This is a genomic window from Microbacterium sp. A20, assembly GCF_004794515.1.
Lineage (GTDB): Bacteria > Actinomycetota > Actinomycetes > Actinomycetales > Microbacteriaceae > Microbacterium.
This window is the reverse complement of sequence record NZ_SSDF01000084.1, coordinates 140,014-154,570: the sequence shown is the minus strand read 5'-3', so window position 1 is coordinate 154,570 and position 14,557 is coordinate 140,014. Positions and strand designations below refer to the sequence as shown.

General features: G+C 70.5%; 14 protein-coding genes and 1 tRNA gene. 11 read left to right on the top strand and 4 right to left on the bottom strand.

Annotation, left to right across the window (positions count from 1 at the left end):
- Positions 1 to 84: 84 nt before the first annotated feature.
- From DW298_RS13875 to DW298_RS13865, 3 genes are all read left to right on the top strand, one after another.
- On the top strand, positions 85 to 750 hold the full coding sequence (locus tag DW298_RS13875) for a GntR family transcriptional regulator (RefSeq protein ID WP_136043056.1): 666 nt from the start codon (positions 85 to 87) through the stop codon (positions 748 to 750).
- A 108-nt stretch (positions 751 to 858) separates the two neighbouring features.
- A complete protein-coding gene (locus DW298_RS13870; RefSeq protein ID WP_136043055.1) occupies positions 859 to 1,104 on the top strand; it encodes a hypothetical protein in 246 nt (81 codons plus the stop codon).
- A complete protein-coding gene (locus DW298_RS13865; protein ID WP_136043054.1) occupies positions 1,104 to 1,964 on the top strand; it encodes a hypothetical protein in 861 nt (286 codons plus the stop codon). The genes DW298_RS13870 and DW298_RS13865 overlap by 1 nt, the downstream gene beginning before the upstream one ends.
- Before the next feature lie 16 nt (positions 1,965 to 1,980).
- Here the strand turns inward: DW298_RS13865 and DW298_RS13860 are convergent, their stop codons facing one another.
- Complete coding sequence (locus tag DW298_RS13860; protein ID WP_136043053.1) at positions 1,981 to 2,820, bottom strand: SDR family NAD(P)-dependent oxidoreductase; 840 nt, start codon at positions 2,818 to 2,820, stop codon at positions 1,981 to 1,983.
- A 131-nt stretch (positions 2,821 to 2,951) separates the two neighbouring features.
- Here DW298_RS13860 and DW298_RS13855 point away from each other — a divergent pair, with 131 nt between their 5' ends.
- Entirely contained in the window at positions 2,952 to 3,536 is a 585-nt protein-coding gene (locus DW298_RS13855) for an asparagine synthase (RefSeq protein ID WP_136043052.1), read from the top strand.
- 64 nt (positions 3,537 to 3,600) lie between these two features.
- Positions 3,601 to 3,673, top strand: a tRNA-Arg gene (locus tag DW298_RS13850).
- A gap of 95 nt (positions 3,674 to 3,768) precedes the next feature.
- On the opposite strand, the gene DW298_RS13845 is transcribed toward DW298_RS13850, so the two are convergent.
- Complete coding sequence (locus DW298_RS13845; protein ID WP_168429497.1) at positions 3,769 to 4,698, bottom strand: LysR family transcriptional regulator; 930 nt, start codon at positions 4,696 to 4,698, stop codon at positions 3,769 to 3,771.
- Between the two features lie 77 nt (positions 4,699 to 4,775).
- Between DW298_RS13845 and DW298_RS13840 the strand changes: the two genes are divergently transcribed.
- Positions 4,776 to 6,506: an FAD-binding protein gene (locus DW298_RS13840; protein ID WP_136043050.1), complete on the top strand. Its 1,731-nt coding sequence runs from the start codon at positions 4,776 to 4,778 to the stop codon at positions 6,504 to 6,506.
- Between the two features lie 93 nt (positions 6,507 to 6,599).
- On the opposite strand, the gene DW298_RS13835 is transcribed toward DW298_RS13840, so the two are convergent.
- Positions 6,600 to 6,881 (bottom strand): hypothetical protein, encoded by a 282-nt coding sequence (locus tag DW298_RS13835; RefSeq protein ID WP_136043049.1) that lies wholly within the window; start codon positions 6,879 to 6,881, stop codon positions 6,600 to 6,602.
- Positions 6,882 to 7,006: 125 nt separating this feature from the next.
- On the opposite strand from DW298_RS13835, the gene DW298_RS13830 reads away from it, so the two are divergent.
- The 5 genes from DW298_RS13830 to DW298_RS13810 all read left to right on the top strand — a co-directional run bounded on the left by DW298_RS13830 (position 7,007) and on the right by DW298_RS13810 (position 11,924).
- Positions 7,007 to 8,503: an L-serine ammonia-lyase, iron-sulfur-dependent, subunit alpha gene (locus tag DW298_RS13830; RefSeq protein WP_136043048.1), complete on the top strand. Its 1,497-nt coding sequence runs from the start codon at positions 7,007 to 7,009 to the stop codon at positions 8,501 to 8,503.
- A 214-nt stretch (positions 8,504 to 8,717) separates the two neighbouring features.
- A complete protein-coding gene (locus DW298_RS13825; RefSeq protein ID WP_136043047.1) occupies positions 8,718 to 9,470 on the top strand; it encodes an AAA family ATPase in 753 nt (250 codons plus the stop codon).
- Between the two features lie 44 nt (positions 9,471 to 9,514).
- Positions 9,515 to 10,111: a TetR family transcriptional regulator gene (locus tag DW298_RS13820; RefSeq protein WP_136043046.1), complete on the top strand. Its 597-nt coding sequence runs from the start codon at positions 9,515 to 9,517 to the stop codon at positions 10,109 to 10,111.
- Positions 10,112 to 10,410: 299 nt separating this feature from the next.
- Positions 10,411 to 11,193, top strand: a complete 783-nt coding sequence (locus DW298_RS13815) for an ABC transporter ATP-binding protein (protein ID WP_136043045.1) — start codon at positions 10,411 to 10,413, stop codon at positions 11,191 to 11,193.
- The gene (locus tag DW298_RS13810; protein WP_136043044.1) at positions 11,190 to 11,924 is read left to right on the top strand and encodes an ABC transporter permease; all 735 of its coding nucleotides are present in this window, start codon (positions 11,190 to 11,192) and stop codon (positions 11,922 to 11,924) included. Before DW298_RS13815 ends, DW298_RS13810 begins: the two co-directional genes overlap by 4 nt.
- 21 nt (positions 11,925 to 11,945) lie before the next feature.
- On the opposite strand, the gene hrpB is transcribed toward DW298_RS13810, so the two are convergent.
- Complete coding sequence (gene hrpB / locus DW298_RS13805) at positions 11,946 to 14,501, bottom strand: ATP-dependent helicase HrpB (RefSeq protein WP_136043043.1); 2,556 nt, start codon at positions 14,499 to 14,501, stop codon at positions 11,946 to 11,948.
- Positions 14,502 to 14,557 lie beyond the last annotated feature (56 nt).

Genomic DNA, 14,557 nt, shown 5'->3' with positions numbered 1-14,557 from the left:
CGCGCTCGTCCCGGACCGGGGCATCCCGGGCGTGTTGGGATACCAAAAGTTGAGTAACCCGGCCCGTGATGCGAGAATGCCCAGATGGCGGGGGCTATGGGGACAAGCGGCGAACTCGAATCGGTCAGGGTCACGCGCATCCTGCGCGACGACATCGTGCTGGGGCGACGGGTGCCGGGGTCGCGTCTGGTCGAGCGCGACATCGCGGCCGAGCTGAACGTCTCACGCCTCCCGGTCCGCGAAGCCATCCGCACCCTCGTGTCCGAAGGAGTCGTCGTCGCACGCCCTCGCACCTGGGCGGTCGTGCGCGAATTCACCCCGCGGGACATCCAGGACTTCGCAGAGGTGCGCGAGGCCATCGAGACACTCATCTTCGTCTTCGCCGCCGAGCGGCACGACGAGGCGGGTATCGCCCGGATCACGGCGGCCTACGAGCGCGAGCTCGCGGCGGCCGAAGCCGACGACTCGGAGGCGGCCCGCATCGCGGCGGCGGAGTTCCACGAGGTCGCGGTCGAACTCGCCGGGAACGAGATGCTCGGGGAGCTGATCGCGGTGTTCCTCACCCGTCTGCGGTGGCTGTTCGGACAGCACGACGATCTGCTCGCCATGGCCGACGAGCACCGCATCATCCTCGAGGCGATGGTCGCACGCGATACGGCGGCGCTCCGCCGCATCATTCCTGCTCACCTCGCCAGCGGCCAGTCGGCGGCGGAGCGGCGCCTCGCCGACGGCAGCGACCTGCTCGTCTGAACCCCGGCGTACCGCTCGCGCACATTGGGGGACACCGACGATGAGTGCAGTTGTATATTGGTCCGGTCGGAGTCGGTCCGGAAACGTTGCGCTGTTCTGGGGAGCGAGATGCGGAGTCTTGCTGTCGCGGTCGGGTGCCTGCTGCTTCTGGGGGGAGTCGCGCTGGTCGCGATCGCCGATCAGGAGCGGGTAGCGGACATCACCGCCGTCAAAGCGGAGATCGTGCGCGTCGAGCGCGCTCTGGACGAGTCCCACGGGGAGAATCTCGAGCTCGCGCAGAAGCTCACCGCGCTGCGGTCGCAGATCGCCGAGCAGGATTCCGAGATCGGCGACACCACGGGGTTCCTCCGGTGATGCGCCGGGTGCTGGCGGTCACGCTCGCGGCGGCGACCGTGCTCTCCGCCGGAGTGCTCGCGAGGGCGGACGGCCTCGAACGGGAGCGCATCGCGGTCGTGGCGGAGTTCGGCACCCTTTCGCAGCAGTACCACGCGGCCACTCAGCGCACCGAATATCTCCAGGCGACGATCGAGCAGGCAGAGCAGGTCACCGCTGATCGTGCCTCGGTGCTCGCCGTCCGTCCGGCGTTCGTCGCCGAGATCGCCGCGCTGAGCCGTGCCTTCGACAACGCGGAGGGGATGGTCGACACCGCCGCGCATCGGGCGGCCGCGCTGTCGGCGCAGCAGACCGTTCTGGCCGAGTCGGACGACCCCGCGGTCGTCACCGCGGCGACGGCCACGGTGCACGCACTCGCCGAGAAGGTCGGCACCCAGGTCGCCTCCGTGCAGGCCGCGCAGAGGGCAGGACCGGGCGGCCCGGCCTGGTCATCGAGCGGGCCCGAAGGCTACGCGCGGGTGCGGGCGGCGCTCGACCTCGTCGGCGGCGGGGGCGTCGGGCTGTACGAGTCGTCCTCGTGCGCGGGTGGCAACGCACCGGCCTGCGCCAACAGCAACGGCTACATCAAGTACCGCGCCGACATCGTGAACTGGAGCGCGGGTCGGTTGAACTGGGCCATGGCGCACGAGCTCGCGCATATCTACCAGTTCCGGGTCTGGGGCGCTCTCACGTCGTCGAGCGCATACGCCTCGATGTTCGGCAACGACCCCGAGTTCCTCGCCAACTGCATGGCCGCCGTCCGCGGCTACCCCGGCTCGGTCGGGTGCAACGGCGATCAGCAGGCCTGGGCCTCGGGCATCTGGGTGGGCGCGGTCCGCTGACGCCGCCCCGGTGCGGTCAGGCGACCGGCGTGGTCGTGTCGACGGCCGCGCGCAGCGGCCGCCGCATCACGCGCCAGTACGACGACGGGGCGATGCGCGTGAGCACGTCGATCAGCCGTGCCTCACGTCCGACCATCGTGCGCGCAGCCCTTCGCTCGGTCGCTCGGACGATCCGGGCCGCGGCATCCGCCGGATCGGTGTGGTACATCGCGGCCTGTGCCGCGGCGGCACGAGCGGCGACGTCCGGATCGATCGCCGCGGCGTAGCGGCCGTGCAGGATGATGCCGGTGCGGACGCCGGCCGGGTAGACGGCGCCGACGCTGACGGTGGTGCCCTCCAGCTCGTGCCGCAGCGCCTCGGAGAACCCCCGCACGGCGAACTTGCTCATCGCGTAGGGGATGCGCCCCGCCGGAGCGGCGAGCGCGTACACGCTCGCGAAGTGGGTGATGTGTGCGGCGGGTGCGGCGCGCAGGGCAGGGAGCAGCGCCTTGGTGATCGACACCGTGCCCCAGAGGTTCACGTCGGTGAGCCAGCGCATCTCCTCCATCGTGAGCTGGTCGAGGTTCCCGAGCATCGACGACCCCGCGCAGGTGATCAGGGCGTTGATCCGCGGATGCGCCGAGGTGATCTCGTCGGTTGCGGCGAACACGGCGTCGTCGTCGCGGAGATCGACCACGTGCGTGGTGACCGTCGAGCCGTCCAGTTCCGCGGCGATGCGCGCGAGCGCGGCGCCGTCGTGATCGAGCAGCGCGAGGTGCGTGCCGCGGGCTGTCAGCAGTCGGGCGATGTCGGCGCCCATGCCGTTCGCCGCTCCCGTGATCACGGTGGTGCTGCCGGCGAGATCGAGGTGTTTCATGAGTCTCCTGCGGTGCGCGATCCGGGGCCGTGGGGGCGGATGTCGGAGGGGTGGGGCATGCTGATCCGGAACCATTCTGGCCGACACCGGGCTCCAGTGATACCGGTACGCTCGTGGAGAGGAGGTGCCGGTTGGTACGGACAGCGGATGCCATCGCCGAAGGTGTCGCGATCGCGACGGCTGCCGCGCGCCTCGCGGTGAAGAATCACATCCTCATCGGCACCATCGCCGAAGACGGCGTCTTCGACATGGAGAAGTACATTGACGACGCGCGGGAGGCGCTGCGCGCGATGGCCGAGGAGTCGGAAGAGGCGGCCGCCAACGTCACCGCGCTGCGCAAGCGGGCGAGGGGCAGACACTCCGATCCCGTGGGCACGCACGATTACCGCGACCGCGATGTGCGAAACCTGCGCCGCCGGGCCAAGCAGTCCACCGGGGTCGGCCAGCGCCTGCGCGAGATGATGGAAGACCGGGAACGTCTGGCGCAGATCGTCGAAGAGGCGCGCGACGCCGCCTGGGCCGACGTGCGCCACAATCTCGACCGTCGACTGCGGGTCGAGGGCATGCGTCCCGATCAGGATCCCGACTACAACCGCATGCGCGAAGCACGCATGCAGGCCCTGCGACTCGTCGACCTGCAGGCGCTCTCGTCCGAGCAGCGTGCGAAGGCCAAGCGGCGCAAGAAGCAGCAGAAAGCCGAGGCGGCGAGCGACTGAGCGCTCGTTTCGCTTTCGCGTCAGGACTGTTGTAGGCTGTTCCACGGCCCGCTGAGCGGGCTGGGCGCCCGTAGCTCAATGGATAGAGCATCTGACTACGGATCAGAAGGTTAGGGGTTCGAGTCCCTTCGGGCGCACACTGTGTTGAGACAGTACAGAATCCCCGTCGCGAAAGCGGCGGGGATTCTGCTGTATCCGGGCCGCTTTGTCGCGACTGCTGGTGAGGCTCCGCTCAGAGCAGGCTCGTGATCGCGGGGTCGCGACGGGCGACCTCCGCGGCCGTGGCCACGATGACCTCGCGGATGGCCGCGACTGCGACCGCGGGAGTGACGTCCGCCCGGTGGGCGAGGCTCACGGTGCGGGTCATCATCGGGTGCGTCAGTCGGACCGACCGCAGCGCGGGACGATCGAGCAGCACCATCGCCGGCACCACCGCGACGCCGACACCACGCTCGACGAAGCGCAGCACGGCATCCATTTCGGCCCCCTCGAGCACGTGGGTGGGCACGAGGCCCTCCGCGCGGAAGGCGGCGTCGGTGGTCGCGCGGAGTTCGTACGTCTCGTCGAGGGCGATGAGCGGGAGTGTGGCCAGGTGGGCGAGGCTCATCGCGGGCATGGTCGAGACGGGCGGCTCTGTCGCGGCCGAGATGACGACGAGCTCTTCGGCGAGCAGCGGCATGCGCGTGAGGCTGAAGCCCGACGGCGGTGGACCGTCGGATTCGGTGATGAGGGCGATGTCGACGGCGCCCACGGCCAACTGCTCGACGAGTCGACGGGATCCGCTCTCGGTCAGATGCAGATCGACGCCGGGGTGGCTCGAATGGAACACGCTGATCGCCTCGGCGACGAGGCTGATGCAGAGGGTCGGCGGCGCGCCCAGCCGCACACGTCCACGGCGAAGGCCGGCCAGCTCTCCCATCTCGTCGCGGATGGCGTCGGCTTCGGCGAGCATGCGCTGTGCGCGGGGGAGGAGGGTCTCTCCTGCGGCGGTGAGCGCGATGTGGCCGCGTGCGCGGTGGAACAGTTCGGCGCCGAGTTCGCGCTCGAGGGTCGAGATCTGGCGGCTCAGCGACGGCTGTGCCAGGTGCAGGTGCTCGGAGGCGCGGGTGAAGTGTCCGAGGCGTGCGACCTCGACGAACCCGCGGAGCTGCTCGAGGTTCATGGCCATAGCCTACCGGCATCGTTTCCACTCGAACTATGCATTGGAGTTATTAGGGTCGCCTAATTAGCGTGAATCGTATGTCTACCCCCGAACGTCAGATATCCACCACCGTCCTCGTCATCGGAACCGGCGGCTCCGGCCTCCGCGCGGCGATCGAGATCGCCGAACACGGCGTCGACGTGCTCGCCGTCGGCAAGCGCCCGCGTCAGGACGCGCACACCTCCCTTGCCGCCGGCGGCATCAACGCGGCACTGGGCACCATGGACGCGGAGGACAGCTGGCAGCAGCACGCGGCCGACACCATCAAGGAGAGCTACCTGCTCGCCAACCCGCACACGGTCGAGATCGTCACCCAGGGCGCCGAGCGCGGCATCCGCGACCTCGAGCGCTGGGGCATGGACTTCGCCCGCGAAGACGACGGCCGCATCTCGCAGCGGTTCTTCGGCGCGCACACCTTCCGCCGCACGGCGTTCGCCGGCGACTACACCGGCCTCGAGATCCAGCGCACCCTCGTGCGCAAGGCCGAGCAGCTCGAGGTCCCGATCCTCGATCACGTCTACATCACCCGGCTGCTCGTGCGCGACAACGTCGTGTTCGGTGCCTACGGCTTCGACCAGGCCGACGGCACCCGCTACCTGATCCACGCGGATGCCGTGATCCTCGCGGCCGGCGGGCACAACCGCATCTGGCGCCGCACGTCCTCCCGTCGCGACGAGAACACCGGCGACTCCTTCCGTCTCGCGGTCGACGCCGGCGCACGCCTGCGCGACCCGGAGCTCGTGCAGTTCCATCCGTCGGGAATCATCGAGCCGGAGAACGCCGCCGGCACCTTGATCTCCGAGGCGGCACGCGGGGAAGGCGGCATCCTCCGCAACGCCCTCGGTGAGCGGTTCATGGAGAAGTACGACCCCGAGCGCATGGAGCTGTCGACCCGCGACCGCGTCGCGCTCGCCGCGTACACCGAGATCAAGGAAGGACGCGGCACCGAGAACGGCGGCGTCTGGCTCGACGTGTCGCACCTGCCGCGCGAGACGATCATGACCCGGCTGCCGCGCGTCTACCAGACGATGATGGAGCTGCAGATGCTCGACATCACGACCGATCCGATCGAGATCGCGCCCACCGCGCACTACTCGATGGGTGGAGTCTGGGTGCGCCCGGAGGATCATCAGACCGACGTCGAGGGGTTGTACGCGATCGGCGAGGCCTCGAGCGGACTGCACGGCGCGAACCGGCTCGGCGGCAACTCGCTCATCGAGCTGCTGGTCTACGGGCGCATCGTCGGGCAGGCGGCCATGGAGCACGCGGCCGGTCTCGATGCGCAGCGCCGGTCGGCGGAGGCGGTCGCTGCGGCACGGGCCGAGATCGACGATCTGCTCGCCGCGGAAGGGCGCGAGAACGTCCGCGCCCTGCAGCGTGCCATCCGCAACCTCATGACCGAGTACGCCGGGGTCGTCCGCTCGGAAGACGGGCTGCGCGCCGGACTCGCCGACCTCGACATGATCGAGGGGCGCATGGAAGACGTGGGGATCCACCCCGACATCGCCGGGTTCCAGGACCTCGCCCACGCGTTCGATCTCAAGGCCTCGGCGCTCGCCGCTCGTGCCACGCTCGAGGCCGCGCTGGAGCGTCGGGAGACCCGCGGATGCCACAACCGCAGCGACTTCCCCGACACCGACCCGACCCTGCAGGTGAACCTGGTGTGGTCGCCGACCGCGGGCGTCACGCGCGAGGAGATCCCCGAGATCTCGCCCGAGATCGCCGAGCTCATGCGTGAGGTCGACACCAAGGGCAAGCTCGTCGAGTAGTTCCGCCGAGACCCCGACTTCGCGCCGAGACCCCGCCCTGCTGATGTCTGCAGGGCGGGGTCTCGGCGGTAGCCCGGGGTCTCAGCGAGGTGCTCAGCCGGCCTGCGGTTCCTCCGTGTCGATCACTCCGATGCCGACGGCCTCGTGGTCGGGCTCGGGCTCTTCGCGCTTCGGGGCCTTCGGCTCTTGGCCCGGGTCCTTCTCGGTGCTCGGCTCCTCGAGCTCCTCGGTGCTGGGCACCTCGCTCGGGTCGGCGTCTTCGGGCGATTCGGCCTGGTCGGGCGTCGTCGCCTCGCCCTCGCTCGTGTCGGAGGCGGGCGTGGGAGTGGGCGTCTGCGCCTCGGCGGGATCCTGTCCGGGAGTGGCGTTCGTCATGATGGCCCCTTTCATGGTGTCGTCCGATCAGGATGCCTCGTCGGCTGATGTGGTTGAAGGGGCTTGACGCGGCGCCGAGTTAATCGGGGTGAACCGAAGGCGCGGATGCGGCGTAGCCTGGAGGGGTGACTGCGTACGTCTCGGCTTTCGACCTCTTCTCCATCGGAGTGGGGCCTTCGAGCTCCCATACGGTCGGACCGATGCGGGCCGCCCTCGACTTCGCACGACGGCTCACCGCGACGGGCGCCCTCCCGCGCGTGGCGCGCGTCGGCAGCACGCTGTACGGATCGCTCGGTGCGACCGGCATAGGCCACGGCACACCGGATGCCGTCGTCGCCGGGCTCCGCGGACTCGCACCGGAGACGTGCGATCCCGCCGACGTGAGGTCGGCGTGGACGGACTTCCCCGCGGGTGGCGGGCTGTCGATCGACGGCATCCACGACGTCCCGTTCGCGAAGGACGACATCGTGTTCGCGCCGCGCACCCGGCTGCCGGGGCACCCCAACGCCATGACGATCACGGCGTGGGATCCCGAGGGGCGGATCGTCGCCGAGGAGACCTACTACTCGGTCGGCGGCGGCTTCATCCGCAGGGACGGGGAGGACGCGAAGCTCACGACCGCGGGGTTCCCCTACGCGTATGCGGATGCGGCCTCGCTGTTGGCTCTCTGCGACGAGAACGGACTGTCGATCGCCGAGGTCGCGCGGCTCAACGAGACCTCGCTCCGCGGCGAGGAGGAGGTCGCGGCCGGGCTCGACGCGATCTGGGACGCGATGTCGGGATGCGTCGAGGCCGGCCTTCACGCCGACGGCACGCTTCCCGGCATCCTCAAGGTCAAGCGGCGGGCCGGAGTGATCCGCGGCCAGCTCGAAGCGGTCGAGGCCGACGGGCATCGCGAACTGCCGGGCGAATGGCTCGGCGCCTTCGCGCTGGCCGTCAATGAAGAGAACGCGGCGGGCGGACGAGTCGTGACCGCGCCGACGAACGGTGCCGCCGGCATCCTCCCCGCCGTCGCCATGTACTGGTGGCGGTTCCTCGCCGACTCGGGACTCGGTGCGGGGAATGCCGTCACCCCGTACGGCGAGCTGGTCGGCAGTGCGCTGCTGGGGTTCGAGCCGGACGTGAGAGCTCTGGATGCCGCGAGCGACCTCGACGAGGAGCAGACCGCCGAGGCCAACCGCCGCCGCGGCATCCGACGCTTCCTGCTGACCGCGACCGCGCTCGGATCGCTGTTCAAGGCGAACGCGTCGATCTCGGGAGCCGAGGGCGGGTGCCAGGCCGAGGTCGGCTCCGCGTGCGCGATGGCGGCCGGTGGACTCACCGCGGTGATGGGCGGTACAAATCGTCAGATCGAGAACGCCGCCGAGATCGCGATGGAACACCATCTGGGGCTCACCTGCGACCCGATCGGCGGTCTCGTGCAGATCCCCTGCATCGAACGCAACGCGATCGCGGCATCGACGGCGGTCACGGCCGCTCGTCTCGCACTGCGCGGAGACGGCAGCCACTACGTCTCGCTGGATGCCGTCGTCGAGACGATGCGCCAGACGGGTGCCGACATGTCGACCAAGTACAAGGAGACCAGCGAGGGCGGCCTCGCGGTCAACGTCATCGAGTGCTGACACCTCCTTAGATTCTCCCCTCCCCCCTCACCCCGTCGGCCGAGCAGCCCGCTTGCGTGCGACCCGCCCCCTTGAGTACGCGCGCAGAGGGGCCGTTCGCACAGAAAGGGCCGGGTCGGCCGTGCGCGGATGGGTCCCGCGCGGGGATGGTCCCGCGCGATCCCGTGTCGGCGGATGCCGGTAACCTCCACGAGAAGTGCGCGGAGGGATCACGATGGATGCGTTCTGGGAGCCGACCTCTCGGCAACGGCGGCAGCAGCCGGTCGTGGCGGTGCGCCCGAACGACGACGCACCGACGCCCGGAGCGGGATGGCCGACGAACATTCCCGCCGTCGCCCAGGTGCTGCGGGAGGGGATCGATCTCGACCCCGGGGTCACGTTCCTCGTGGGTGAGAACGGCAGCGGCAAGTCCACCCTCGTCGAAGGGATCGCGCTCGCCTACGGGCTCTCTCCGGAGGGCGGTTCTCGGCAGGCGCGGCACACCACGCGCGCGACCGAGTCTCCGCTGTCGGACTGGCTGCGGCTGCAGCGGGGCGTGGGAGCGAACCGGTGGGGCTTCTTCCTCCGCGCCGAGACGATGCACTCCTTCTACACCTACCTGGAAGAGAACCCCTCACCCCGCGGCGATGTCGCGTTCCACGAGATGAGCCACGGCGAATCGTTCCTCGCTCTGCTGGAGAGCCGATTCGACGAGCCCGGCTTCTACTGTCTCGATGAGCCCGAGGCGGCGCTGTCGTTCAACTCGACGCTCGCCCTGATCGCGGTGCTCCGACGCATCGCCGACGAAGGCGGCCAGGTGCTGTGCGCGACGCACTCGCCGGTGCTCGCGGCCCTGCCCGGCGCGAAGATCCTCGAGGTGGGGGAGTGGGGCGTCCGTCCGGCCGAGTGGGGCGACCTCGAGATCGTGAACCATTGGCGCTCGTTCCTCGAGCATCCGACGCGCTACCTGCGTCATCTGCTCGACTGAGGGCCGAGCCCCGCGCCGTCGGCACGCGTCATAGGCTGGCGGTCATGACCGAGCAGAAGGCGCCGCGCCGGCGAGGGCGCCCCCGGGGCGGCTCCGACTCGAGGGCGCGCATCATCGCATCGGCGGTCGACGACTTCGCCGAGAAGGGGTACGACGGGGCGACGGTCCGCTCCATCGCCGCCAGAGCCGGCGTGGACTCGGCACTCGTGCACCACTACTTCGGCACCAAGGCCGATCTCTTCGCGGAGGCTGTGGGCATCCCGCTGCGACCCGACGTCGACGTGCCGAAGATCCTCGCGGGTCCGCGTGAGGAGGTCGGTGAGCGGCTGATCCGCTACGTGCTCGAGGCGTTCGAGCAGCCGGAGGTGCGTCGACGAGGAGTCATGCTGATCCGCACCGCCCTGGGGAGCCGGCTGACGACCCCGTTGCTGGCGGGGTTCCTCTCGCGCGAACTGCTCTCCCGTGTCGCCCGCAGCCTCGAGGCCGATGACGCCGATCTACGGGCATCGCTCGTGGCGTCGCAGATCGCCGGGATGCTGATCGCCCGCTACGTGCTGCGGCTCCCCGCGCTCGCCGCGGCGTCGGTCGACGAGCTCGTCACCCGCGTCGGCCCGACCGTGCAGCGCTACCTCTTCGACTGACCAGCCCCGGGATCCGCCGCGCCGGCCCCGGAATCCCCCCCAACATCCGCCCTCCCCCGGCATCCGCCGTCTCCCGGCATCTGCCCTCCCCCGGCATCCTCCCCCGGCATCCGCCGTCTCCCGGCAGCTGCCGACACAACTTCGGATTCCCCGGCCGACACGCGGGGCTGGCGGTCGACCAGCCGGCGTGTCGGCTCCGATCTCCGAAGTTGTGCGGGGGCGGGGCGTGGGCACGGGCGGAGGTGGGGCACCCGAGTATCCCGTTGACGCGATCGATCTGCGGGCGCATAATTCATCACATGATGAATAACTCGGCCGTCGAGATCGCCCAGCTGCGCGTGCACCGTGGAGCAGTGCAGGTCTTCGACGGGATCGACCTCACGATCCCGCGCGGACAGATCACGGGTCTGCTCGGGCCGTCGGGGTGCGGCAAGACCACCCTCATGCGCTCGATCGTCGGCGTGCAGCGGATCGCCGGGGGAGACGTCACGGTTCTCGGAGAGCCCGGCGGCTCCCGGCAGCTCCGCCACCGCGTCGCCTACGGCACGCAAGGGGCCGCAGTGTACGGCGACCTCAGCGTGCGCCAGAACCTCTCGTACTTCGCCTCGTTGCTGAAGGCGCCGAAGGGGGACGTCGACCGGGTCATCGATGAGGTCGGGCTGCGGGCCCAGGCGGGGCAGCTCGTCGACGCGCTCAGCGGCGGCCAGGCGACGCGCGTGTCGCTCGCGGTCGCGCTGATCGGCTCACCCGAGCTGGTCGTCCTCGACGAGCCGACGGTCGGCCTCGACCCCGTGCTGCGCGCCGAGCTGTGGGCGTTGTTCCGAGGTCTCGCCGACCGCGGCGTGACGCTCATCGTCTCCAGCCATGTCATGGACGAGGCGGTCCGCTGCGACCGGCTGCTCCTGATGCGGGAAGGGCGGATCATCGCCGACACCACACCCTCATCGCTCCGGGCCGACACCGGCACGACCGATGCCGAGTCCGCGTTCCTGGCGCTGATAGAGCGGGACCGCAACGGTGACGCGGACACCCCACGAACACGTCGTGAAGCGCGGGAACACCGCGAGGAGGCCACAGAATGAACGGCCGCCGGATGCTCGCCACCGCGGGGCGTGTGCTCGCGCAGCTGCGGCATGATCCGCGATCGATCGCGTTGATGCTCATCGCACCGAGCCTGCTGGTCGGCCTCTTCGCCTGGCTGTTCAGCGACCAGGAGGGCGTCTTCGACCAGTTCGGCGGCGCGATCCTGGCGCTGTTCCCGTTCATCGTGATGTTCCTCATCACGTCGATCACCACCCTGCGCGAGCGCCGGTCGGGAACCCTCGAGCGCCTGATGACGACACCGCTCGAGAAGGCCGACTTCATCCTCGGCTACGCACTCGCCTTCGGGCTGATGGCACTGCTGCAGGCAGTGATCACGGTGTCGTTCGCGGTCGGGGTCTGCGGCCTCGACGTCGACGGGCCGCTCTGGCAGCTGGGGCTCGTCGCGGTGGTCGATGCTCTGCTCGGCACCGCGCTGGGGCTGCTCGCCAGCGCCTTCGCGCAGACCGAGTTCCAAGCGGTGCAGTTCATGCCGCTGCTGGTGTTCCCGCAGATCATCCTCGGCGGCCTGTTCATGCCTCGAGACCAGATGCCGGATGTGCTGTACGCCATTTCGGACTGGCTCCCGCTGAGTTACGCGATCGACACGATCAACGCAGTGGCCGCGGGCGACGAGGGCTGGGACGTGTTCGGTCCGCTGCTGATCGTCGTCGCCTTCGCGGTGGGCGCCCTCGTGCTCGCGTCGCTGACGCTGCGGCGGCGCACGCGCTGAGTCTCCGACTCCGGTCGCGGCTCAGCGCGCCGCGCGGTTCTTGGTGTGCTTCGTCGGCACGGCGGCCCACGGATCCTCGGGCCACGGATGCCGGGGGTAGCGTCCGCGCATCTCGGCGCGCACCTGGCTGTAGGGACCGGACCAGAAGGAGGCGAGGTCGTCGGTGACCGCGAGCGGACGCCCCGCAGGCGACAGCAGGTGGAACAGGACCGGCACCCGCCCGTCGACGAGCCGCGGAGTCGCGGCCCACCCGAAGCACTCCTGCAACTTCACGGCGACGACCGGCCGTGCGTGCGGGTCACCGTCGGGCTCCGGATAGGCGATGCGGATGCGGGATCCGCTGGGCACCTCGAGTCGTTCCGGTGCGAGCTCATCGAGGCGCGCTGCTTCGGGCCACGGCAGCAGACGCCGAAGCGGCGATGACAGCTCCAGCCGCGACGCGGGGGTGCCGGCTGCCAGGCGATCGAGCTCAGGCGCCAGCCACGCGTCGAGGGAGTCGACCAGCCCGGCGTCCGAGACATCGGGCCAGGGGTCGCCGAGCTCCCGCCGCAGCAGAGCCAGTCTCCGGCGCAGCGCGTCTGCGGTGTCGGACCAGGTGAACATGCCGAGCCCGTCGCGGCGGAGGGCTCGGCGCACGGCGTCGCGGCCCTCCTGAGCCGATGCCTTCACGGGGGCAGCGGACCGAAGGATGGCGCCGATGCGCCGTTCGCGTCGGGCCTGGACGCGACCTCCGACGAACTCCGCCTCGACGCGGTCGGTCATCAGGAGGCTCGCGGCCTGCTCCATCTGCGCTTCGGTGAGCACGGCAGCCGATCGGATGATCGCGCCGGACCCGGCCGCCGCGCGCGCGGTGGCACGAGCGACGTCGGCGACGGCGAGCCATTCCACTGCGGCGAGCGAACCCCTCACCCCCGCCCTGGTTCCAGATGCCAGCAGGAAGGTCGCCCCGTCGGCGGTGCGCTCCACGCGGAGCGCGATCCTTTCTGGGAACGCCAGCGCGATCACGAGCCCGACTCCGTCGAGGTCTGACCGGACGCCCGGTGTCGCCGAGACCATGCGTTCGAGGCGGTTCGCATCGTCGTGCCACCGGCGGGCTTCCGGAGTCCGACCGCCTCGCAGCGCGATGAGGGCCTGGGCGACGTCGGCGTCCGCGATTCGCACGTCACCACCCAGGAGGGCGACGACCTCCGCCGCGAGCCGGCTGCCGACGACCGGGCTGCCGTCACGAAGGGCTCGGGCCAGTCGAGGATCGGTCGGAATCCGTGCCAGGACACGGCCCTCGGCGGTGGCGCGACCGTCTTCGTCGATCGCACCGAGACCACGGAGCACCGAGATCGCATCGGCCAGGTTCTCGGCGGGCAGCGGGTCGATCATCCGCAGCCCGGTGCCGCTCGGGGCGCCCCAGCAGGCGAGAAGCAGCGCGGCATCCGCGAGGTCGATCACCGCGATCTCGGGCACGGGACGAGCGGGCGCCGCCGCGTAGGTGCGCTCGTCGACGCAGCGGATGACCGTACCGGGCCCCTGACGGGTGCCGCGTCCCGCGCGTTGCACGCACGACGAACGAGAGGCTGCGGTGGTGACCAGACCCGTCATGCCGCGGCCGGCGTCGCGCTGCGGGTGCCGCGACAGGCAGCTGTCCACGACCAGGCGCACCCCCGGCACGGTGAGCGAGGACTCGGCGAGCGATGTCGTGACGATGATGCGCGGAAGGTCCCGCGGTGTGCGGCCGCGGATCACGGCATCCTGCTCGGCTGGCGGGATCTGGCCGTGCAGCTCCCGCACATCGAAGGCCTCGGTCGCATCACGGACGCGGCGGGCGATCTCCGACACCTCGCGCGCACCCGGCGCGAAGACCAGCACGTCCGCCTCGGGGTCTTCGCGCACCAGTTCCTGGGCCGCGGATGTCGTGACTCGCGCGACGTGATCGAGGAATCCCCAGGTGACTCCGCGCTCGTCGAGGCGCGGCACGGGGCTCGGAGCCCAGTGCACGGCGAGCGGGAAGGCTGGGACATCGTGGTCGATGACCGGTGCCGGGGAGTCGTCCGTGCCGATGACGGCGGCGATGCGCGCGGCGTCGAGGGTGGCCGACATGGCGACGACCACGAGGTCGTCCCGCAGCTCGCGCACCTCCGAAAGCAGCCCGATCAGGAGGTCGGTCTCGAGCGCGCGCTCGTGCACCTCGTCGAGGATCACGGCATCCACACCGTCGAGCCCCGGGTCGTCGAGCATCCGTCGAAGCAGGACTCCGGCCGTGACGAACTCGATCTGCGTCTCGGCTCCCACCGAGCGCTCGCCGCGGACGGTGAAACCCACGCGCGAGCCGAGGGGCGACCCGTCGAGGTGGGCGAGGCGCCGGGCGGCCGCGCGGGCGGCGACCCGGCGCGGCTGGGTGACGATCACGCGACCGGTGCTCCGCGAGGCGAGGAGCGGTGGCACGAGGGTGGTCTTGCCCGTGCCGGGTGGGGCGGTGACGACGACCGATCCGCTCGCATCGAGTGCTGCCGACAGCTCGTCGAGTGCGGCCGCGAACGACAGCCCCGCGCCGATGGCGGCGAGATCGAAGGCGGCGGACGTCATCCGTCCAGTCTGCCCGGTCGTGCCGACGAAACAGCGGATGCCGCGACCGAGATCGG

What these genes read in the sequence shown, in the direction of transcription:
- DW298_RS13860 (WP_136043053.1), bottom strand. Translation starts at nt 2,820, where the DNA reads ATGAAACACCTCGATCTCGCCGGCAGCACCACCGTGATCACGGGAGCG.
- DW298_RS13840 (WP_136043050.1), top strand. Translation starts at nt 4,776, where the DNA reads ATGTCTACCCCCGAACGTCAGATATCCACCACCGTCCTCGTCATCGGA.
- DW298_RS13845 (WP_168429497.1), bottom strand. Translation starts at nt 4,698, where the DNA reads ATGAACCTCGAGCAGCTCCGCGGGTTCGTCGAGGTCGCACGCCTCGGA.
- DW298_RS13810 (WP_136043044.1), top strand. Translation starts at nt 11,190, where the DNA reads ATGAACGGCCGCCGGATGCTCGCCACCGCGGGGCGTGTGCTCGCGCAG.
- DW298_RS13825 (WP_136043047.1), top strand. Translation starts at nt 8,718, where the DNA reads ATGGATGCGTTCTGGGAGCCGACCTCTCGGCAACGGCGGCAGCAGCCG.
- DW298_RS13815 (WP_136043045.1), top strand. Translation starts at nt 10,411, where the DNA reads ATGATGAATAACTCGGCCGTCGAGATCGCCCAGCTGCGCGTGCACCGT.
- DW298_RS13865 (WP_136043054.1), top strand. Translation starts at nt 1,104, where the DNA reads ATGCGCCGGGTGCTGGCGGTCACGCTCGCGGCGGCGACCGTGCTCTCC.
- DW298_RS13870 (WP_136043055.1), top strand. Translation starts at nt 859, where the DNA reads ATGCGGAGTCTTGCTGTCGCGGTCGGGTGCCTGCTGCTTCTGGGGGGA.
- hrpB (WP_136043043.1), bottom strand. Translation starts at nt 14,501, where the DNA reads ATGACGTCCGCCGCCTTCGATCTCGCCGCCATCGGCGCGGGGCTGTCG.
- DW298_RS13820 (WP_136043046.1), top strand. Translation starts at nt 9,515, where the DNA reads ATGACCGAGCAGAAGGCGCCGCGCCGGCGAGGGCGCCCCCGGGGCGGC.
- DW298_RS13875 (WP_136043056.1), top strand. Translation starts at nt 85, where the DNA reads ATGGCGGGGGCTATGGGGACAAGCGGCGAACTCGAATCGGTCAGGGTC.
- DW298_RS13835 (WP_136043049.1), bottom strand. Translation starts at nt 6,881, where the DNA reads ATGACGAACGCCACTCCCGGACAGGATCCCGCCGAGGCGCAGACGCCC.